We start from the raw sequence: 18,829 nt of genomic DNA, 5'->3' as shown, positions 1-18,829 counted from the left end.
GGCTAATAGAATCGGATTCTATCTTCCTGAAGACTTAGGAATTGAGTCCGATCTGGGACGCGAAATCCTTGAGTGGACGGAGGAGTTTCAGCAGAATTTCCTCGAGATACCCGATAGCTTTCGCCAGCGTCCGCGTTGGAAGGACCAATTCGATAGATTTCGATGGTACGACGCGGGATGGCGTATTACTCACCAATTAAGGGAGCTTTTTCCATCGGTACAGATTGTTCCCCAGTTCGCTCAATTCGTTTTCTCCGTTAATGAGCGAAGAGAAAATGCAGGGAAGAAGCCCTTATGCCTCCCCGGAGAACAACTCACAGGGTTTGTATGCATTAGGGATGTGAGGAATGGCGATTAAGGGAAGTTATCGCTCTACGGCGTCAGGCATTGTCTCCGTTGTTCATCGCTGCAGTCACCCAGCTCAGAACGCATCCCACTAGTAGGAACCCGCTAATTTGCAGGTGGGTGGCCCAGTTTCCGCCGCCGCCAGGCAAGGCGAGAAAAATTGAAAATGCAACTGCGGCAAGGCAGTGGAGGGTCAACCGGCTATGTGCGCCTAGACGTCGTTGTGGCCAGGCTTTTTCGATGGCCCAGCTCACTGCTGTGAGAATGGCGTAAAAGGTGATTCCCGCTAAGGCTCCTGGAACAAGGTAGAGCATGGATTCATCTCCTCTCGGGGGGAATAATGGTTGTGGTAAGGAAGGCGGTTTCGTGATGTCAGAGGATAACTATTCGGCGTGGGTAGAGACTGATTATCTTTTCGGCTCCCCAGTCAATGCTCGCCGGCTATTGGAGTCTTACGAGCAAGTGCTGGACGGAAAGGCTAAGGAGCACGACATCGATCTGGATGTGTAAGAACTATCTTTCGATCGAAGTGGAGTATTCACCTTCTGGCAGGGTGGAACCGGTTTGTTTATCTGAGAGGAATCTTGCCTATTTCCGGTAAACATCTCGTCGGTGAGCAACACGCAGGACGAGGACTACGAGCTTTCCGTCTAAGATCTCGTAAACCACGCGATAGTGCCAACCACGCGATAGTGCCCGATTCGAGTTCTATACAGATTGGTCGAGGCTTTTAGCTTCTTTACTCCATCCGGACGAGGGGTAACAGCTAAGTCTTCGATTGCAGCAAGAAGTTGCCTTTGTGTCGGTCTATCGAGCTTGCGTAATTCCTTGGCTGCGGATGCCTTATAGGTGATGCGATAAGTGGAGTTAGCCATAGAAGGCGATTAGGTGAGGCCCAGTTCTTTTTTAAGATCTTCGTGTGAAATCTCTACGGCTTCTCCTCGGGCAATCTCTGCGGCCTGAACATCCTCACGATCTTCCAGTGCTTCAACTGCGCGGGCGAAAAATGAAGGAGAGACGACAAAAGCGCGAATCCGGCTTCCACGACTAGTGATGGCGACGGGCGTGTGCTGTGCCTCTTCAAGAATTTGGCTTTGGGATTGGCGAAACTGGCTGGATGCCACTGAAATCGTTTTCATACAACAAATGTACATCTTGTACATTTTGGTGGGCAAGGGCTGCGGATATCGGGTTGCTACTCCTCTTTGCCATCGATCCGCCCCGCCAGGATGCGAGGCAGCGCCTCCGCTGCGGTGGCGGTGACCACCACGCTGGCAAGCGGTGAAAGGTCCGTGGGCTGCGGGGTGACTTCCACGATGGGGATGCCGCGCGCGTGGGCAATCTGCGGCAGGCCGGCGGCGGGGTAGACCACGCCGGAGGTGCCCACGATGAGCAGCGCGTCCGCGGTGGACATGCGGCGCTCGGCCTCGGCCCATTCGTCGTCGGGCAGTGCCTCGCCGAACCACACGACGCCCGGGCGCACGAGTCCACCGCACACGGGGCACTCGGGTGGAGTGATGCTCTCGACCGGTTCCTTCGGCAGTGCAATGTTCTCGTCATAGGGCGTATCGCAGTCGGCGCAGCGGAAGGCAAACAGGGAGCCGTGCAGGTGGACCACGTCTTGGCTTCCGGCGCGCTCGTGCAGGTTATCGATGTTTTGAGTAGTCACCGTCATGTCCCGTGCGGCAGCAATCGCGCGGTGCCCGGCGTTGGGTTCGGCCCGCTGCGCTAGCTGGGCACGCCACAGGTACCAGGCGAACATGGGCTTTGGTTCATTACGCCATGCGCTTATCGACGCCATTGCAACCGGATCCACGTTCTCCCAGATGCCCGTCTGCGCATCGCGGTATGTGGCGATGCCGCTATCCGCACTCATACCCGCGCCGGTGAACACCTCAACGTGGGTGGCATTAGAAAGGATCGAGTGTGCGCGCTCAAACAGGTGCTCCATATGCCTAGAGTACGGCGATGAGCACGCAGAATGCTATGGATGCGGCGAGAGCGATGCCCATGCGCCACAGGTAGCGCCGTCCCGGTTCGTGGGCGGTGTTGATCTGCAGCTTCGAAGGATTCGTGGAAAAGACTGCCATGCACATGGGGTCTGCGGGCTCGTTGTAGACTCCCATGCCGCCGGCAAAGCGGAGTGCTTTGTTTCGAACCTGTTCATCATGGTCGGTGGGAATGGCTTTCACGTCCTTCGCGGATGTCAGCGTCAATCGGACGCCTTGGATCATGACGAACACGGTGAAGGCTATCCACGCGGCCACGAGGAGAAAGCCCGAGAAGGGGATGTCCGGTACTACCGTGCAGACCGCGGTGAGGCACACGCAGGTCGTCATGGCGAACACTGTCTGGGCGATGAAGGTGGTGGTCTTTTCAGCGAGCAGCTCCGCGCGCTGTGCCGTGGTCTCGGAGAAAGGAAGCGCTGACTCCACCGGAACCTGCGCTGTCTTTCGCGCCAGCGAGACCGGTGGCACGCACAGCGGCAGCGCAATGGCGAAGACAACGCCAATCCACACCAGGGCCGTTGCGTTGAAGAAAGACTTGGGTTCGAAGCGGTCCGGATTGCCCGAGCCATCGAAGTGGACAGGGATGGGGTTAGGCACCGAATCCCAGCGCAGCAGCATGTACACCAGCGTGAGAGCACACATCACAGCGGTGGCGACGTAATACTGGCGGATCCTCATGGCAGTGAGCTTACAAAGGGGGTGTCTGGTTGGGGGCGTTGTAGGAGTCGATCCCGTGCATGGTTCGAGTCATAAGATGCACTTTGCAGATGGCATCTGTCAAAAGGCATCTTTGGGTTTCAAAACGCCATCTGCGCGGGGTAAAAGGCGTTTTTAGCTCTGAAAACGCCTTCTGATAGATGCCTTCTATCAGATGCCATGTGGGTAGAGGAAAGGGAGCAAGGGTTCGGGCTATGGTTTGGTCTATGTGTCGTTGTGCTCGGCCTCTAGGTCGTCGAGAGAGATGGTCTCCAGATCGCCGCGACGCGCGGCGGCGGCTTCGGACTCAAGCTCGGAAATGTGTTCTTGCCAGGCGTCGATGTCGCCGCGCAGCGAGTAGACGTTGCTGAAGCCGCGGGCGCGCAGGGCCTCGACTGCTTGGGAGGAGCGCAGGCCGCTGGCGCAGTAGAGGACGGCGAGGTCCTCAGAGTTTAAGGGCGGATTGTGACCGGCGAGGATGTCATCGAGCGGGAAGTGCTGCGAGCCGGGGATAAGCGAGGTGGCGCGTTCGGAGGCGGTGCGGACGTCGATGAGCGTGGCGTCCGCAGGGATCTCGCGGACATCCGTGGGGTTGTCGGGGCGCGCCGGGATGGCGCCGTTGGCGCGAACGGGGATGTATTCCCAGTTCCCGGCGAGGGAATCGTAGTAGCCCAGCGTGCCGATGAGCGGGGTGCCGATGCCTGTGAGGAGCTTGAGCGCCTCAACGGCTAGGGCGGAGCCGGTCACGCCGACGACTGGGCCCATCACGCCGGCCTGCGAGCAGGAGGGTACCTGTGGATCGGTGGGGAAGAGGTCCTCGTAGACCGGGCCGTGGCCGGAGTGGAAGACGGTGAGCTGCGCGTCATAACCCAGGAGTGACGCCCACACGTGCGGAATGCCCAGCTCATGGGCGGCCCAGGAGGCCAGGTGGCGGGAGTAGAAGTTATCGGTGCCGTCGATGATGAGGTGAGCGCCGCGCAGTTGTTCCAGGGCAGTATCGGGCGTGAGGCGCGAGAATTGCTCGACGGTGCACTCGGGGTTGAGGGCGTTCATGGCCGCGGCAGCGGATTCGGTTTTGGGCTGACCCACAGTTGCTGTGCTGTGGATGACTTGGCGGTGCAGGTTGGAAAGGGAGACGGTGTCGTCGTCGAACAACAGGATGCGTCCCACGCCAGCGCCTGCTAGATAGAGCAGGGCAGGTGAGCCGAGGCCGCCGGCGCCGATGACGGCGATGGTGGCGTTAGCCAGGAGCTTTTGAGTGTCAGTTCCCCACAGGGTTTCCTGTCGTGCGTAGCGTGGACTCATTCTGAAGTGCTCCGAGTTTTCCTAAACTTTGTCTTGGTTCCGAAATATTTCTTATGAGGCCCACTCGATCGTTGCGATTTCTACCTCCACAACATTATCCTATCTGCGAGTTTGGGAAAGCCGCTGGTTTTCGTCAACTCTGACATAGGACGAGCGTGGTGAGAGTGGTGCACCTAGCCTGTTTGGTTTCTTCGCCTCAGCCATGTTGCTTTTATCGTTTAGGGCACCACTGAAACTAACGAGTCTTTTCGCGTTAGCAAAGTCGGCTGCGCTGGCCATCAACGGACTAATCACACCCTCGTTCTAACAGCCAGTCAGGGAAGAAGGAACTGTGGCGTAGTTTCGGGACAGTCACATCGACGGTGCCAATCCGCGTATCCAGTGGTCGGTGGCGGTAGCCGTTGTGGTGGTTGACGTGGTTGTCGCTGGTGGTGCTGTAGTCAGCGCTGCAGACAGTATCGGCTTGGCCAGATAGAATTTGGTTGATGAAATCACCGAGCATCCAACGCATCAGATCAGGTGATGCTTGGGTGAGTAGCTCTTCGAGATACGCGGTCGGGTCGATAAACTAAGGACCAGCGGCCATTATGGGTGTCGTCCTTTCGAGGATGGGTAGAAGTTGATTCGAAAGGTACCCCATGATGGTCGCCCTATTTGTCCTCGGGGCCCATCAGACCCTCTCGCTTCTACTTCAGCCGGCGTGCGGTAGCCCAGGCTCTGGTGGAGCCTTGACTCGTTCCACCAGTTAACCCACTCGAACGTCGATGCTCTCTAGGCGACTTGATAAGGCAGATGAGAGACTTGGCCGGGACAGATCAGTACGAGGCTGCACCACGCCAGCAATTTAAGTCAGTACGGGAACTGATCAACGCGGTGAAAACCCGTCGTGAAGAGGCTGATGATGGTGCTGAAGCACATCCCGCGCCCGATCTTCAAGATGCTGCCTATTTAAGGTCTGGAGGGGACCAAGGCCCGAATAGCAGGGCTTTGGTCTCAACCCACAGCTGCAGTTCCAATTGGGATAACCGTGGAGCAATACGATTGCAGCAGCTCATCATCGTGACTGACTAGAACTATGCCCATTCCCTCGCTGTTGAGTTCTTGCAGAACGCTCATCACTTTGGTCGCTGCTTGATAATCAAGCGCCGAGGTAATTTCATCGCAGAGCAGGAGCTTTGGGCGCACGGCTAGAGCACGTGCGATTGCAACACGCTGCCTCTGCCCTCCAGAGAGTCCACTTGGCTTACGCTGTGCGAGCTGCTTATCGATACCGACTTTATCGAGTAAATCTATTGCCGCTCGGCGTGCGTCACGGCGTCCCCTTACCGACACCCGGGCTGCACGCTCTACGGCATCGAGCGCGGTCATTTTCGGGTTCAACGTAGAGGCAGGATCCTGCGGAACTATCTGCATCATCAAACGATTCTTCCGTGGCCATGTACGCTTAGCTTCACGAGTTACACCAGCACATTCAATCTCACCCGACTCTGCGTGGTTTAGCCCGATTAGGCACCGAAGTAGTGTCGACTTTCCGCTTCCCGACGGTCCCTTGACCCCAACCATAGTGCCACGCTGTACAGCGAAAGAGAGGCCCTGAAAAAGAGTCACGCGTTCATTATTCACGCAGCTCAGGTTGGAAACTCTTAAGACTGGAGACGCGCCCGCCCCTGCCCCCGCCCCCGGCATAGATTCACCAATCGAGGCTTTGGAGAGTTCTGTGACCTGGATGCCTTTCGTTACTGAACGCGGGCTGTGGCCAGAAGTCGTCTCTACACTCTGGCGTTCCACGCGCTGGGTGATCGAATCGCTTTTTTCCGTTCCATTCCCGACAGCCACGACCGAGTCAATGCAAATCGCAAGCTTAGGAACCTGGTGGGCGGTGAAAATGACCGTAACGCCACTATCCGCGAGGCCTCTTAGCAGATGAGCGATTACCGTCGAAGTATCGGAGTCAAGGCCGGCGAAGGGCTCATCAAGAGCGATGGCTTCAGGCGAACGCGATAGTGCCCGAGCCAGTGCCACCCGTCGCTGCTGTCCACCAGAAAGCTGGTGAATACGTCGGGAAGCAATGCTGGCTGGAAGATCTACACGCTGCAGCAACGCTGCAACGTCGGCCGCTGGAGCTAGCTCCCGGAGCATCCGGGCTACTGACATCAATGGTGGCAACTCGGCGCCCGGATCCTGTCCTACGAAAGCAATGTGCTCACGGCGAAAATGAGCTAATTCACATGATGAAAGCTCCAGCGGGTTTACATCTCGCCACTCACTGGACTCGACAGAAACCTCACCAATTACTTCCGATCTCTCCGGTACCGCACCAATCAATGCCTTTAAAAGTGAGGTCTTCCCGGAGCCGCTCACCCCAGTTAAAACCGTAATTTCACCCGCTCGGGCAGTGAGCACTGTGCGGGGTAGGATAACGTGCCCGCTTTGCATCACGGAAATATCTACATCAATCACGAGCTCGGCACATCCTTCGGTTCCTTCTGCCTCCCATTAATCAGGGCCACTACAGCAATCGATGTCGCTGCCAACGCGGCGGCTGGTGCAAGTACTGACCAGGGGTTCAGTGATATTCCACTCGCGTTATCCCGCACCATCGCTGACCATGCAAACTCACCGAGGCTTCTCCCGACCCCAAGGAAGCTCGCCGTAGCCAGCACATACAGCGCTTCGATAATGCGAAGACTCCATACCGAACGAAGTACTGCGGAAATATTGGGAATGATGTCCCGCAAGATTATCGAGACGGTCGATACGCCACTGCCCAGCGCAGCCTGAACATAACCAGCGTTAGCAACGGGATAGGTGGCGGTGGCGACCACACGGGCAGCATAAGGCGTACCCACCACAACCGAAACACCAATAAGCGCTGGTAGCCCACCATTGGGATACAAGACTGCGGTTAAAAGCAAAAGAATTACTGCGGGCACCAAGATGGTGACATCCGCCACTGCTTCAATAAAGAAGCCCAGTTTTGGCTTTAGCGACCCCAAGATACCGAATAGAGCGCCAAATGCCGTGGTCAAAGAACCGACGATAATTGCAGTTACGACCAAGGACCGGCCACCGACAAGCACTGCAGCGCCCACGCTTCTCCCCAGGTGTTCTGTTCCTAGGAAACCCTCCTCGTTACCGTTAGCGAAGGGCACGCCATGCGCCGACAGTTCAATGCCAAACAAACCAGCAGCGACCGGTCCGCCTAACACTAGGGCGATAAAGGCCCCCGCTAAAAACCTTCGAATCATAGTTGCACCTTCGGGGTGAATGCGACTTTTATTGCATCTGCCACAGTCAGCAACACCAATATGATCGCCCCTGTTACAGCAAGTACGGCAAGAATCACCGAGATATCCCGTTGCGCGACTGCATTAGACACCAAAAGCCCCACTCCAGGATGGTTAAATAACGCTTCGACTGTGACTGTCCCTGCTACCAAAACACCTGCTGTTGTAGCCATTGAAGTAGCAAATGTCGGTGCGGATAGCGGCAGGATATGTCGAAGTGCCAGCTGATTTCCCACGATTCCGTTTAGCTCAGCATTGCGGACCGCAGTGTTGTGAGAAGCATCCTCGAACGCTGCGAAAAGCATTCTCGAATTCCAGGCCGCCTGAGGAATTACCAGCGCCATAACCGGTAATGCGTACATACTTATCTGGGTTGGCAAGCCTTCCGCGGTGATAGTGACCGCGGGAAACCAACCAAGCCAGAGAGAGAATACCGCTACCAGAAACACACCAACGACAAACTCTGGTAGCGCAATTAATGCCACTGTCGATCGGTCAATAATGTGCGAAATCCAGGGTTTTTCAGCACGTGAAGCCCAAAAAATGGCGATTGCTACCGAAAGAACAGCAGTGACTAAAAATGCCATACCAGTTGTTGCCAGCGTCACAGGCAGCGCTGAACTCAGCAGATTAATAATCGGTACTCCGTTTACGGAAGTACCAAAGTCGCCCGCAAACGCACTTCCCAGCCAGCTCAGGAAGCGGGCCATAAGCGGCTTATCAAGATTCAGGTTTCTTTCTAGCGCTGCCAGAGCTTCCGGGGTCCGGTTTGCGCCCAAGATTGCGGAGGCAGCATTACCGGGCAGCCAATCAATCGCTACAAAAACAAGTCCGAGAACTGCGAAAAGTAAGCCTCCACGAATTATCAGCCGAGGAATAAGCCAACGCGCGATTTCCGCTGGCACACTAAGCCTTCTGGACGGTTTCAAGAAGGACACGACCATAGCCTGGAGCCTTAGGCAGACCACTCAAATTAGCTCTCGCAATATCGACTCCGTCAGATGCACCCCAGACCAGATACCCGGATCGCTCGAACTCAATCTTCTGCAGCTGGCGGCTTAGCTGGTTAATTCTCTCAGTATCGGTGCTTTCCAGTACCTGGTCATAGATCTCGTTGAATTCAGCATCATCAAATGCGGTCTCATTAGAGGCCGCGTCACCGTCGAGAACCTTCCCGGCGAAGAAGAGCACGGAATCGTTAGTTCCCCAATAGCCACAATATAGGTCTGCCTTGGTCCATGTCTCGTCGTAGAAAGTACCCGAATCCTGCTCCACTACATTGAGAGTCATGCCGATTTCTTTCACCTGATCAGCGATAACCTTCATCGCCTCTACTTGACCCGGAGCCTCAGGGGTAACGTACAAGTCATACGTTTTCTCAAGGTCAAAATCTGCCTCTTGGAGGAGATTCTTCGCTTTCACAACGTCACGCTTACGCACTAACGAAGAATCCAGGTTCGAATCTGCCGTTCCAAGAATGTCGTTTGCAGGGGTTCCATAACCGGAGAGAGCTCGTTGGATGATTTGCTCCCGATCAACTGCAAGGCGCAGCGCCTGACGAACTTTCACATCTGAGAAAGGCCCATCTGAGGTACGCATGATTAGTGGAATAACCGAGTCATTCATCCGGCGCACAATCTTTATATCTTCATTTCCTTCGACGGATCGGGCCGCAATAGGACCCGCAGCTTGAGCTAAGTCAATTTGCCCGGACAACAGCGCATTAGTCATTGCGGTGGAGTCTTCAAATGGAATGACATGGACCTCAGCAACTCCTGCTACTGTTCCGTGATAGTTATCGAAACGCTTGAGCTTAGCAGAACCATTTTCCCAACTGACCAGCTGGAACGGCCCCGATCCAATGGGCTTTTCAGCAGAAGAACCCTTCTTCATCACGAAGGTCATCAATCGCGCAAGCATCGGAAGCTGTGAATTCGGTTCCGCAGTTTCCATCACAACGACGTTGGCTCCAGCAGCACGAATGCTATCAGGCATCACTGGAAGCCGGAATGAGTTTTCCTCATCCGAAAGCATCTTCTTCAACGACCACACGACATCTTCAGATGTGACCGAGGAACCATCATGGAAGGTAGCGCCGTCGGCAATCATAAATTCCCACTCAGTCGGATTATTCTGTTTCCATTCCTGCATCAGGCGTGGCACTACAGTTTCTTTCTCGCCCGGCACCGTCAGAGCCTCCCAGATCAGGGAGCTAATAAGCATATCTGAATCATTAGGCAAAAGCTGGTAAGGGTCTCGTTGAGCGCTTGCCGCTTTCCCGAGAGCCCCAACACGCAGCACATTAACGTTTTCGACTTCATCCCCACTGGCAGCCCCATCCCCTGCCGTCGACTCTCGTGACGTACACGCCGTCAGAAAAGTGCCTGTCCCAATAACTGCCATTGCAGCGAGGAATTGGCGTCGAGAAAAATTGGTCATGATGGTTCCTTAATCTCTAAGAAAGACTGCCCACAGGAGAAAAGACATTACTAACAACTACAGCAGCAGTAAAGCTTAGGCAAGCCTACTAACGAAATTCTTTTAAGAATAATTATCTAGGTCACCCTTTACAGCATAGGTTACCCTCACCTAATCTCTTTGTCATGCAGAATTTGCACCTGAGCCAAGAACTCTCACACAGGATCGTTAAAGCTGCCGACGAACTGGCTGCGACACAGAAGATTAACTCTCCCGACTCGTACAATGCCATCAATCATCTTTTGACTGATGAGCTGGAGGAACTGAAAGAACTAATTCTGCTCTCCCCTACTGCCCATGCCACTTCCATCCATGGACTTCCCTTCCCTGCAGTTCACGGACCTACCCCAGCCACGTGGCAGGAATGCGTTGGCAAGGTCCGAACCTGGAGATTCGTTCTTGCGATTATCGCTAGCGCTGTCGGTCGCCCATTCGGATGGTTCGGACAGCAGAAAGGCCGTATCACCACAGACTTGGTGCCGACCCGCGGCCAGGAGAACCAGCAAGTTGGCGCCAGCAGCAACACCACATTGACTCTGCACACGGAAGATGCTTTTCATCCGCGGCGCGCGACGCACTTCGCTTTATTTGGTCTTCGTAACCCCAAAAATGTCGGCACTACGCTGGCCCCCATCGATGAAGCATGGCATCTACTCGATGTAGATTCGAAAAAAATTCTAACCGGGGACGGAGCCATCATTATTCCAGATGCATCTTACGGTGATTACGAATATGCAGCTCCTACTGCCATGACATCAATCTGGAAAACTGATGGCAATTTAGGCATGAGGTTTGACCCCGCCTACACAGACAAAAATTCTGGAACCTTACAGTGGTGGGAGGCATTTGAGAAGCTTCAACAGGCTCTTCACACTGTCACCTATACGGTGCCTATAAAGCCAGGTCAGATGGTCATCATCAACAATGACCGATGCGCCCACGGACGAGTACCTTTCGTAGCCAACTACGACGGGACCGACCGCTGGATGCTACGCATCAACATTATGGGAACCAAAAACACACGCCCCATCAATGAAATCAACGAACCCGGCTACGGCCAACACATCCGATTTATGGATGGTGAAATCCTATGAAACAGCGAACTAACCTGACCGTCCTCAGCAGATCAGAATTAGCTCAAATAAAAATTTCACCCGAGTCCGTACTCGAGTCGGTGAAATCCGCTCTCATCGAGCTCGACCAGCCAGGAACTCTGTGCCCAGGGAAAATCAAAGTTGAAGTACCTGAAAGCGTGAGTTACTCGATGGTCGGCAGAAGTCGTTCTTCAAATTCCGTCGGATTCAAGACTTCCTATACCCATTGGAGCAAAACTCACCAACAAAGCGCCAGGGATAGAAGCTATTACACGACCCTCACACTGTACGACGATTCCAGCGGATATCCTATTGCACTTCTCGACGGCGCTGCGGCAGGAACTCTCAGAACCCCGGCAGTCTCAGCGCTATTGGCACAGTATGCTGGTGCAATTCCTCAGAGCGCTCTCATCATCGGTTCGGGAACCCAAGGACAAAACGCAGCCCCTTTTCTCCTTGAAACCTTTGAAACATTAAACACGATTTATCTCGCCGGCAGCCACAGCGTGGGACTAGAGAAAGGCGCCAAGATTGCATCAACAGCAGCAGTGAAGCTTGGCCGAAAAATAAGAATCAAGATTGTAGACGATCCTACAACTGTGAGTTCAAACTGTGATCTCATTATCGGGGCCGCTGGACCTGAGACTCGTTGTACTGTCACAGCATCCGATATTCCCCGGCACGCAACCGTCGTTGTTGTGGGCTACGGAATCGCCCCTGATATCTGTCATCAAGCGAGCAGAGTCATCACGACGAGTATCGAACAGATGAATGTTACCGGTCGCGATTACGCTGACACCGATGGTCGGTTGCCGAATGTCCATGCCGAACTATCCGATTTGCTCCGCAAAGGGCGCAAACTGCCTCGTATTGACGAAACTACGTTTTGCTATAACAGCGGACTAGTTCTAACCGATATCGCTGTCGGCCAAATCCTCGCCAAGGAAGGTCTTAAGCAGGGATTCGGGACGGAGATATCCCTGTGGTAAGTGCCATATCATGCAAGATTGATGTTCCAAGCTGGCAAACGGCTCTGATTGGCTCAGGGAAACTTGACTTCATTGCTGAGCTTTCCGACACCCCTTTTCATGTCCTTTGCCCAAACCAATTTGCTCAAACACTTTCAGCCTGGCATACAACCGCTAAGGAAGTCGGCATTAAATTCGGTATCCGGTTTGGCAAAAAGGCAAATAAGTCCGCGCACTTCAGTCGCGAGATAGCACTGAGTGCTCTTCGTGGTTTCGACAGTGGAATCGATGTCGCCAGCGTCGAAGAGTTCCAATCATCTCTGGCCGCTGGTGTACCAGGAAATAAATTAATCATTACTGGTGCTACACCGAGTCGAGAACTTATCCATTTGGCAGTTTGCCACGATGCAACTCTAACGATTTCCAATGAAGTAGATTCAAGAATAATTTCCCAATTTGTCGACGAAATCGATACGCCTAATCAGCTCCGAGTTCTTCTCCGGATTGCGAACCAAACCCCCTCCACACGGTTTGGTATGAGCATCGATACCGCCTTGTCTCTAACCGCTCGTCTTAGCCAAGGCCGTGCCAACATCGAAATTACCGGCCTAAGTTTCCACTGCAACGGTTATGACCTCCACGAGAGGATAAACATGTCGCATCTGGCAATCGACACCCTACTCAAGGTGCGCTCCCTGTCTCCACGGGCCGACACTATTTCCATTGGAGGTGGATTTCCCACAAGCTCAGTCGAGTATGGAGTCTGGCGAAACCTGCAATCTCGACTAAAAAACGAAATGTTCATAGATTCGGATAAACCTAAAGACCAATATCCGTTCGGATCACCTTTATCCGGACAATACTCACTACGGTTTATAGCTAATCAACATCGCCCACTGACACGTCGAGATATGGAGTCCACTCGACGCAGCTCGGACTCCATGGCTCAGCGCGCTCATCGTCACAACATAAAGATTTTGGCAGAGCCTGGACGGTCTTTATGCCAGTTCGCGGGTGCTAGTTTCTTTCCTGTTCTTTCGTGTCACGCATTGCCCAATGCTGCACGGACAGTAACTGTCGTACGTGGAACTAGTCTCAGCCTCTCAGAGCAATGGTTCAACTCGGAGTATTATCCGGACCCATACCTTGTGCGCAACGGAGTCATTATCGACTCGGGAGTAGCTACCGCAACAGCAGTTTCCGGATCAACGTGCTTAGACAGCGATTATCTCAGCAAAAGAATGATTCAACTCCCCGACAGGCCTCGACCTGGAGATTTCCTAGTCTATCCCGACACAGCCGGGTATCAAATGGACTCGAACGAGTCTGCTTTCCACGGATATCGGATTCCTCAGAAATACGCCTTTAATCCTGTCACCATGACCATCACGGAAGATCGCTAGAACAGAGGCCAAATAAAGATGCCAAAAAGAATTTATACGCAGATGTCTCAACTCATTGGCAATACTCCTCTGTTCGAGCTTGTCTGTACGCCCCAGAAAAGTCGCGTTTTGCTTAAGCTCGAGCAATTCAACCCAACTGGAAGTGCGAAAATCCGGATGGCCCAGTCGATGATTAAGGCGGCAGAGCAGGATAACCGACTTCAAGAGCATGGCACTATCGTTGAATCGACTTCCGGTAATACTGGACAGGGCTTAGCACTTCTTGCACTTGAGCGCGGATACGACTTCGTAGCAGTCGTCGATAATCATTCTTGTAAAGATAAATTGAACTCCATGCGTGCAATGAATGCACAGATGTGCTTCGTTTCCAATCAAGATGACGATTCGCTCGCCACATCGGCTAGAGAAAACCATGCTGAGGAGCTCGGCAAACAACACGGCTGGGTATTCATGAAGCAGCATGACAATGTCGCAAACTCGATGGGTTATTACCCTGCAGCTGATGAAATTTTGAATGATCTTGGGGAAAGTCCGACTCATATCATTAGTGCCGTAGGCACAGGTGGAAGCCTCTTTGGAGTTACTGAACGTCTCCATCAATTGGGACACCGTCCCACTATTATAGGCGTCGAACCGGAAGGTTCCATTGCATTCGGTGCTCCTGGACACGACTATTGGCAATCTGGAACGGGCACCCCCGAAGGTGCAGTTATCGGCACTTCAGTTCGCTACGACTTACTCGACTACGGAGCAAAGGTATCCGACAAAGCAGCTTTCGCTGCATGCCGAACAATCGGAAAGCACATGGGGCTTCTACTGGGAGGATCTGCTGGCGGAGCCGTAATAGCAGCCCTCGAGCTCCTGCCGGGCTTTCCCGCTGGCTCTACATCGTTGACCATGGTGTGCGATGGAGGGGAAAAGTATCTAGATACCGTATTCAACGATGAGTGGATGTCCGAACGTGGTTTACTCGATGTCGCCCTCGAGGACAAAATTTGGGAACAAGTTATGTCATTGCGCGCTGGGGAAAGCCCAATTTCGCTAAATTCAACACGAGTTTCATGGTCGAAGGAAAAGTAGTGCCCGGAGCTACCTCTCAGAAACTAAACCGCCAGATTTTGGCGTTGTCTCTTCCCCTTGCCGGCACACAGCTTGCGAATATCGCAATTTCAACCACCGACACTTTCATGATGGGCCAACTTAGCCTCGGGGCTCTTGCTGGCGGAGGTTTGGCAGTTGTGTGGTTTAACCAGATACGCACAATGGCCGTGGGCCTATTAACACCGCTGGGCAATAGAATTGCGTCGGCTCATTCACTCTACGAAAGCAAATCTCGCGAGCGAGCGGACTCCGAACTATCTGCCGCTACGCTGCAACGCGAAATTCGCAACCTCTCACGCGCCGGCTGGCTATTAGCAACTGTCAGCGGTCTAGTGGGAGCACTGGTTCTGATGGCGATTGCCTACGCCCTACCGTTTTTCGGCCAGTCCGCTGAGATTAGTTCCGCAGCCACTTCCATGATGTGGTTGCTCGCGCCAGGTCTTGTTCCTTGTTTGTGGTTCCAAGTCTCCCGTCAGTTTTGTGTAGGCCTCGGCAAACCAAAATCGCTACTACACATAACCGTGGCGATGATCGTAGTGAATGCAGCGTTGAACTACGCGCTCGGTTTTGGATTCGGGCCGTTTCCTGCATTGGGTCTGCTAGGCATTGGACTGTCCACCACACTGGTTCATTTATTGTCGGCCCTAATTTATCTGCGAATCACCATCCGAGATCCCGACCTCTCAACTTTTCTTGCCCTCGATTTCTGGAGTGCCGACGGAGACACGATGCACGGAAGGCTCCGTCACCTCGTCCGCACTCAGCTTCGTCTGGGGCTTCCAGTCTCAGCAACCTACGGAGCCGAAGCGGGCATGTTTTCTGTGCTGGCGATGGTCATGGGATCCTTTGGCACAGAAGCACTCGCAGCGCACAACGTCGTCTATCAAATAACCTTTATTGTTTTCCAGATTGGTGTTGGGTTCTCCCACGGCAGCTCTATTCTTGTGAGTCGCGCTTGGGGTCTGAATGACAACTCCCTTGCACGCCAAGTCGGCATTCGAACTCAAACGATGATGGCTGCCATCGTTGCTGTTGCTTCCGTCAGCTTTCTTTGCGCTCCCCGCCTCGTACTTTCCCCATTTATAAGCAGCTCCGAGAAATCCAATGCCACCGAGACATTAAGCATCGCATTGGGGTTGTTGGCTATTGGCGCAGTGATGGAATTTGTCGATACTGCACAAAACATAGCTATCGGTCTCCTGCGCGGGATTAGCGACACCACTACTGGTTTGAAGGCATCCCTCACTGGTTATTGGATTATAGGTTTGCCAGCTGCTTTAATACTTGCTTTTCCCATCGGTCTAGGGCCTCACGGGGTGTGGTGGGGATTGGTCATCGGGCTTGCCAGTTCTTCAATAATCCTTTGGAGAGCTTTCCTTCTCGCGACGCGTAAAGACCTTACCGTGAAACTCTAAAGAACTCGTCCCTCAAAGCGATATCCACGTCGCAGGTATCCGGTCGTTCACGTTCGTGTGCAACACTTAAAAGCATGGTTGACAAGCAGGCCGACACCTCATCATGCAGCGAAGCCCAACAGGCTTCGCCAGCTTTTGACGAAACTACAGAGTTTTCCACAAACCGGCTCGCAGGCGAGTTCACCGACGAAGACCGTTACGAGATTTTCAATGATGACCAGCTCTCCCTCAAGGCTGCCTTGATTTACCTGGTCGCAGCGCTTGTGGGCGGTTCGGTTATCGCTCTGGCGTCCTGGTTCGCCTTCCACCGCACAAGCGTTTAAGGCACTGGCCCAGGACGTGGACGCGGAAGTCTCTGCCGGACTCGACCAGTACGACCCGGAGCTCATCGACGGTGTGCGCGTGCTCTGGATTACCGAGGGCACCGCCGCCCGCGAAGAGACCGCGTTCCGGCATGCCCTCAAGACCGGGCACAGGCTGCGTGCTGCCGGCCAACGACTCACGGATGCAGCCATCATCGACGCCTACGAGCACGCCTATAACGTCGCACAGACCCACGGAGGCGCAGGCCGCCCTGCAGAGCTTCCCCCGATGCGCGACCGTCAGACTATGGCACGACGAGTCCGCGGCTACGTGACGCAATCCAAGAACGCGGCCTCCATGGGGCCGAGCGCGCCTGGAAAGGCAACCAGCAGCGAGCGCAAAGCCTTAGCCACGATGGGCCGCAAGGGCGGACAGAAAGCCGCACAACGCTGGAAAGACCGTGATAGCGACTATGCGCAGTCCGAGCGAACACACAGGAGGAAGCGCGTACAGGGGCAAACAACGCGTGCAAAAATTCAAGCCCTTATCGGTCAAAGTTTTGTGGAAACTGGCGTGATCTCATCACGTAAAGAAATCATGGCTGAAACAAGTGTGTCTGAATCTACCGTTAAACGGCATCTGCGAGATCTGCGTACCGCGGGGTTGCTTCCTGAGTTGTAGGGGGGGTCATACCGTAAGCAATGTACGGTTCCCCTGCCGCTAGGCAGTTAGTAAAACTTCTCAAGAAGAGTTTTACAGAAGCTGGAAAAGATCAGCTGGAGTATCAGAGGACAAAACAGCATTGACAAACGGAGCAAAACTTGGGGCACTTCAGCGAGCGAAAATTTAAGTCCTTGTCGGTCAAAGCTTTGTTGAAACCGGAAAGCTTCCATCACTTAAAGAAATTATGGCTGAAACAGGTATGTCCGGGTCTACTGTCAGGACGGCATTTGCGAGAACTGCTGTCTTGACAGACGAGGGGACAACCCTACGACGTTAGGTAGGTTGGACTATGGGTAAACATTCATTGTCCACGTCCGGTTGTTTGAGAACCTTTTTCCGAGTTTTGCGCCCTTCCTGTTAATGCGGTCATGCCTGCGCTCAATAGGGCTATCAAGGCGACTATCCAGCCAATGCCAGAGTACTCAACCTTGAAGGTCGTGAATATCGCCCCAGCAGCAGCAATAAATAGAAAAGAGGTAGTTAGTTGTCTCATTTCTATCATCTATTCCCATGAATTAAAAGCGCATCCCTCAATCACTCCCACTGTTGCCCCTGTAGCTGCAGATATGCATAGAAGGCAAGCCGTGCCTAGTGTAACAAGGCATCCCGCGCTGCAAGCAATGCTCAGAGCTGCAACCGCCCATGAAGCGATTCCTTGGCTGCTCAAGCAATCGTTGAGAGCTCCCCAATTCATTCCGTAGGGGGTCACCATTCTCTCACTGGGGGATGATGGATAGGTTGTCTGAGCGCCAACCTCCACAAACTCTTCCTTTTGCAAATCTCCGTTAACGAAGACGCTCACGGTTCCGGTGGTCTCCGTTGCTTGGGCAAGATTGATTTGAACAGTGTTCTCGAGAGTTCCCGTGGGAGAGAAACCTGCTACGGCTATGCTTCCATCCGTTAGTCCTTTAATCGGGGCGGAAGCATAGTAATATCCCTCAGGCGTTTGTTTGACGGAAATCGATTTATAATCAATGAACTGACCATTTTTCAGAACTGCATCCTCATTAAATGCTTTCTTCATTGAAGATTCGAACGAGGCTGCTTCAGCACCTAGGATCTGTCTATTTTCCTTCTCGGCTTGGGCGTTGCGGGTCAGTGAGTCAATTGCTGCACTGTTTGTAGACTCTGGTTCCGTTTCAGGGGTTTGTGTTGATGATGAGGCTTGGACTGCCATTGCTGGTGGCTGGGCCGTCGCCGTAGATACGGCAATAAAAGCTGCGGCTAGGCCTTTTGCTACTTTATGCATCCTGTGCTCCTGAGAGAATCTAGTTGGTGGTTGAGTCCCACATTGCCGACTGGTGGGATATGCCCATTTTCTACTTTTGTACACTATTTAATTCATGAAATTTGAGAAGAGGATACGAAAGTACCCTATTGGTGAAAAGGGGGAACATTTGTGGACGAAGAATGGTTATCCTGAGGGATTGTTTTCGGATGATGGGGAACCTTGTTCTCAGGGAAACGTACGGAGTCGGCGGCAGGCGGAACACGCTCGAGCCTGGGCTACCGCACGCCGGCTGAAGTCGAAGCCGAATTTTGAAAAACACCACCCCGGTCAAGAAATGATGGAAATCAAGGCACAAGCCTAGGGACAAAACCTGAGGCACTTCACAGCACCAGTACGGCGTTCACACACTGCTGCTTGAATTGATCGGAATAAGCGCTAGGCATAATGACCATATTTCATGTTGAGAGTTTC

19 protein-coding genes and 2 pseudogenes are annotated in these 18,829 nt (G+C 53.5%); 9 read left to right on the top strand and 12 right to left on the bottom strand.

What is annotated here, in order from left to right; translation table 11 throughout:
• The first annotated feature begins 714 nt into the window (after nucleotides 1-714).
• Complete coding sequence (locus QKE52_RS08115) at nucleotides 715-855, top strand: hypothetical protein (protein ID WP_010188335.1); 141 nt, start codon at nucleotides 715-717, stop codon at nucleotides 853-855.
• 78 nt (nucleotides 856-933) lie between these two features.
• Here QKE52_RS08115 and QKE52_RS08110 read toward each other — a convergent pair whose 3' ends face one another.
• From QKE52_RS08110 to QKE52_RS08060, 11 genes and pseudogenes are all read right to left on the bottom strand, one after another.
• Nucleotides 934-1,014, bottom strand: a complete 81-nt coding sequence (locus tag QKE52_RS08110; protein WP_254868152.1) for a hypothetical protein — start codon at nucleotides 1,012-1,014, stop codon at nucleotides 934-936.
• Nucleotides 996-1,220 carry a type II toxin-antitoxin system RelE/ParE family toxin gene (locus tag QKE52_RS08105; RefSeq protein WP_254868147.1) on the bottom strand — a complete coding sequence of 75 codons (225 nt, stop codon included), beginning with the start codon at nucleotides 1,218-1,220 and terminating at the stop codon, nucleotides 996-998. Before QKE52_RS08105 ends, QKE52_RS08110 begins: the two co-directional genes overlap by 19 nt.
• 9 nt (nucleotides 1,221-1,229) lie before the next feature.
• Nucleotides 1,230-1,484, bottom strand: coding sequence for a type II toxin-antitoxin system Phd/YefM family antitoxin (locus QKE52_RS08100; protein ID WP_175974184.1), 255 nt, complete (start codon nucleotides 1,482-1,484; stop codon nucleotides 1,230-1,232).
• A gap of 56 nt (nucleotides 1,485-1,540) precedes the next feature.
• Nucleotides 1,541-2,296, bottom strand: a complete 756-nt coding sequence (locus QKE52_RS08095; protein ID WP_144657052.1) for an NAD-dependent deacylase — start codon at nucleotides 2,294-2,296, stop codon at nucleotides 1,541-1,543.
• 4 nt (nucleotides 2,297-2,300) lie between these two features.
• Nucleotides 2,301-3,032, bottom strand: a complete 732-nt coding sequence (locus QKE52_RS08090; protein ID WP_144657054.1) for a DUF1648 domain-containing protein — start codon at nucleotides 3,030-3,032, stop codon at nucleotides 2,301-2,303.
• A gap of 243 nt (nucleotides 3,033-3,275) precedes the next feature.
• Complete coding sequence (locus QKE52_RS08085) at nucleotides 3,276-4,355, bottom strand: ThiF family adenylyltransferase (protein ID WP_175974186.1); 1,080 nt, start codon at nucleotides 4,353-4,355, stop codon at nucleotides 3,276-3,278.
• A gap of 298 nt (nucleotides 4,356-4,653) precedes the next feature.
• A pseudogene (locus tag QKE52_RS08080) lies at nucleotides 4,654-4,920 on the bottom strand (transposase); the annotation flags it as partial.
• Between the two features lie 428 nt (nucleotides 4,921-5,348).
• Nucleotides 5,349-6,815, bottom strand: coding sequence for an ATP-binding cassette domain-containing protein (locus tag QKE52_RS08075; protein ID WP_232745343.1), 1,467 nt, complete (start codon nucleotides 6,813-6,815; stop codon nucleotides 5,349-5,351).
• On the bottom strand, nucleotides 6,812-7,603 hold the full coding sequence (locus QKE52_RS08070) for an ABC transporter permease subunit (protein ID WP_035010177.1): 792 nt from the start codon (nucleotides 7,601-7,603) through the stop codon (nucleotides 6,812-6,814). Before QKE52_RS08070 ends, QKE52_RS08075 begins: the two co-directional genes overlap by 4 nt.
• The gene (locus QKE52_RS08065; RefSeq protein ID WP_035010180.1) at nucleotides 7,600-8,547 is read right to left on the bottom strand and encodes an ABC transporter permease; all 948 of its coding nucleotides are present in this window, start codon (nucleotides 8,545-8,547) and stop codon (nucleotides 7,600-7,602) included. Before QKE52_RS08065 ends, QKE52_RS08070 begins: the two co-directional genes overlap by 4 nt.
• A 1-nt stretch (nucleotide 8,548) precedes the next feature.
• Nucleotides 8,549-10,081: an ABC transporter substrate-binding protein gene (locus tag QKE52_RS08060; protein ID WP_035010183.1), complete on the bottom strand. Its 1,533-nt coding sequence runs from the start codon at nucleotides 10,079-10,081 to the stop codon at nucleotides 8,549-8,551.
• A gap of 164 nt (nucleotides 10,082-10,245) precedes the next feature.
• Here QKE52_RS08060 and QKE52_RS08055 point away from each other — a divergent pair, with 164 nt between their 5' ends.
• From QKE52_RS08055 to QKE52_RS08025, 7 genes and pseudogenes are all read left to right on the top strand, one after another.
• Complete coding sequence (locus QKE52_RS08055; protein WP_035010186.1) at nucleotides 10,246-11,214, top strand: TauD/TfdA family dioxygenase; 969 nt, start codon at nucleotides 10,246-10,248, stop codon at nucleotides 11,212-11,214.
• Complete coding sequence (locus tag QKE52_RS08050) at nucleotides 11,211-12,203, top strand: ornithine cyclodeaminase (RefSeq protein ID WP_046648446.1); 993 nt, start codon at nucleotides 11,211-11,213, stop codon at nucleotides 12,201-12,203. The genes QKE52_RS08055 and QKE52_RS08050 overlap by 4 nt, the downstream gene beginning before the upstream one ends.
• Nucleotides 12,197-13,585 (top strand): alanine racemase, encoded by a 1,389-nt coding sequence (locus tag QKE52_RS08045; protein WP_076772194.1) that lies wholly within the window; start codon nucleotides 12,197-12,199, stop codon nucleotides 13,583-13,585. Before QKE52_RS08050 ends, QKE52_RS08045 begins: the two co-directional genes overlap by 7 nt.
• An 18-nt stretch (nucleotides 13,586-13,603) precedes the next feature.
• Nucleotides 13,604-14,665, top strand: a complete 1,062-nt coding sequence (locus tag QKE52_RS08040) for a cysteine synthase family protein (RefSeq protein ID WP_035011700.1) — start codon at nucleotides 13,604-13,606, stop codon at nucleotides 14,663-14,665.
• Nucleotides 14,665-16,101 carry an MATE family efflux transporter gene (locus QKE52_RS08035; protein ID WP_035010194.1) on the top strand — a complete coding sequence of 479 codons (1,437 nt, stop codon included), beginning with the start codon at nucleotides 14,665-14,667 and terminating at the stop codon, nucleotides 16,099-16,101. The genes QKE52_RS08040 and QKE52_RS08035 overlap by 1 nt, the downstream gene beginning before the upstream one ends.
• 74 nt (nucleotides 16,102-16,175) lie before the next feature.
• Nucleotides 16,176-16,424, top strand: coding sequence for a hypothetical protein (locus QKE52_RS08030; RefSeq protein ID WP_254868149.1), 249 nt, complete (start codon nucleotides 16,176-16,178; stop codon nucleotides 16,422-16,424).
• Nucleotides 16,411-17,085 (top strand): annotated as a pseudogene (locus QKE52_RS08025) (ArsR family transcriptional regulator); the annotation flags it as partial. The gene QKE52_RS08030 and the pseudogene QKE52_RS08025, both read left to right, overlap by 14 nt.
• A gap of 544 nt (nucleotides 17,086-17,629) precedes the next feature.
• On the opposite strand, the gene QKE52_RS08020 reads toward QKE52_RS08025, so the two are convergent.
• Nucleotides 17,630-18,376, bottom strand: coding sequence for a hypothetical protein (locus QKE52_RS08020; protein WP_144656703.1), 747 nt, complete (start codon nucleotides 18,374-18,376; stop codon nucleotides 17,630-17,632).
• A gap of 94 nt (nucleotides 18,377-18,470) precedes the next feature.
• Here QKE52_RS08020 and QKE52_RS08015 point away from each other — a divergent pair, with 94 nt between their 5' ends.
• The gene (locus QKE52_RS08015) at nucleotides 18,471-18,719 is read left to right on the top strand and encodes a hypothetical protein (RefSeq protein WP_175974193.1); all 249 of its coding nucleotides are present in this window, start codon (nucleotides 18,471-18,473) and stop codon (nucleotides 18,717-18,719) included.
• Nucleotides 18,720-18,829: the final 110 nt, after the last annotated feature.

Origin of the sequence: Corynebacterium sp. c25Ua_47 (assembly GCF_039907205.1) — a bacterium.
GTDB classification, from domain to species: domain Bacteria; phylum Actinomycetota; class Actinomycetes; order Mycobacteriales; family Mycobacteriaceae; genus Corynebacterium; species Corynebacterium hiratae.
Note: the sequence above shows the minus strand (reverse complement) of the source record. Positions and strands in the feature narration are given on the sequence as shown.

Coding starts and splice junctions, on each gene's coding strand:
- QKE52_RS08070 (WP_035010177.1), bottom strand. CDS start 7,603: ATGATTCGAAGGTTTTTAGCGGGGGCCTTTATCGCCCTAGTGTTAGGC.
- QKE52_RS08115 (WP_010188335.1), top strand. CDS start 715: ATGTCAGAGGATAACTATTCGGCGTGGGTAGAGACTGATTATCTTTTC.
- QKE52_RS08105 (WP_254868147.1), bottom strand. CDS start 1,220: ATGGCTAACTCCACTTATCGCATCACCTATAAGGCATCCGCAGCCAAG.
- QKE52_RS08090 (WP_144657054.1), bottom strand. CDS start 3,032: ATGAGGATCCGCCAGTATTACGTCGCCACCGCTGTGATGTGTGCTCTC.
- QKE52_RS08050 (WP_046648446.1), top strand. CDS start 11,211: ATGAAACAGCGAACTAACCTGACCGTCCTCAGCAGATCAGAATTAGCT.
- QKE52_RS08100 (WP_175974184.1), bottom strand. CDS start 1,484: ATGAAAACGATTTCAGTGGCATCCAGCCAGTTTCGCCAATCCCAAAGC.
- QKE52_RS08085 (WP_175974186.1), bottom strand. CDS start 4,355: ATGAGTCCACGCTACGCACGACAGGAAACCCTGTGGGGAACTGACACT.
- QKE52_RS08020 (WP_144656703.1), bottom strand. CDS start 18,376: ATGCATAAAGTAGCAAAAGGCCTAGCCGCAGCTTTTATTGCCGTATCT.
- QKE52_RS08015 (WP_175974193.1), top strand. CDS start 18,471: ATGAAATTTGAGAAGAGGATACGAAAGTACCCTATTGGTGAAAAGGGG.
- QKE52_RS08095 (WP_144657052.1), bottom strand. CDS start 2,296: ATGGAGCACCTGTTTGAGCGCGCACACTCGATCCTTTCTAATGCCACC.
- QKE52_RS08030 (WP_254868149.1), top strand. CDS start 16,176: ATGGTTGACAAGCAGGCCGACACCTCATCATGCAGCGAAGCCCAACAG.
- QKE52_RS08040 (WP_035011700.1), top strand. CDS start 13,604: ATGCCAAAAAGAATTTATACGCAGATGTCTCAACTCATTGGCAATACT.
- QKE52_RS08060 (WP_035010183.1), bottom strand. CDS start 10,081: ATGACCAATTTTTCTCGACGCCAATTCCTCGCTGCAATGGCAGTTATT.
- QKE52_RS08055 (WP_035010186.1), top strand. CDS start 10,246: ATGCAGAATTTGCACCTGAGCCAAGAACTCTCACACAGGATCGTTAAA.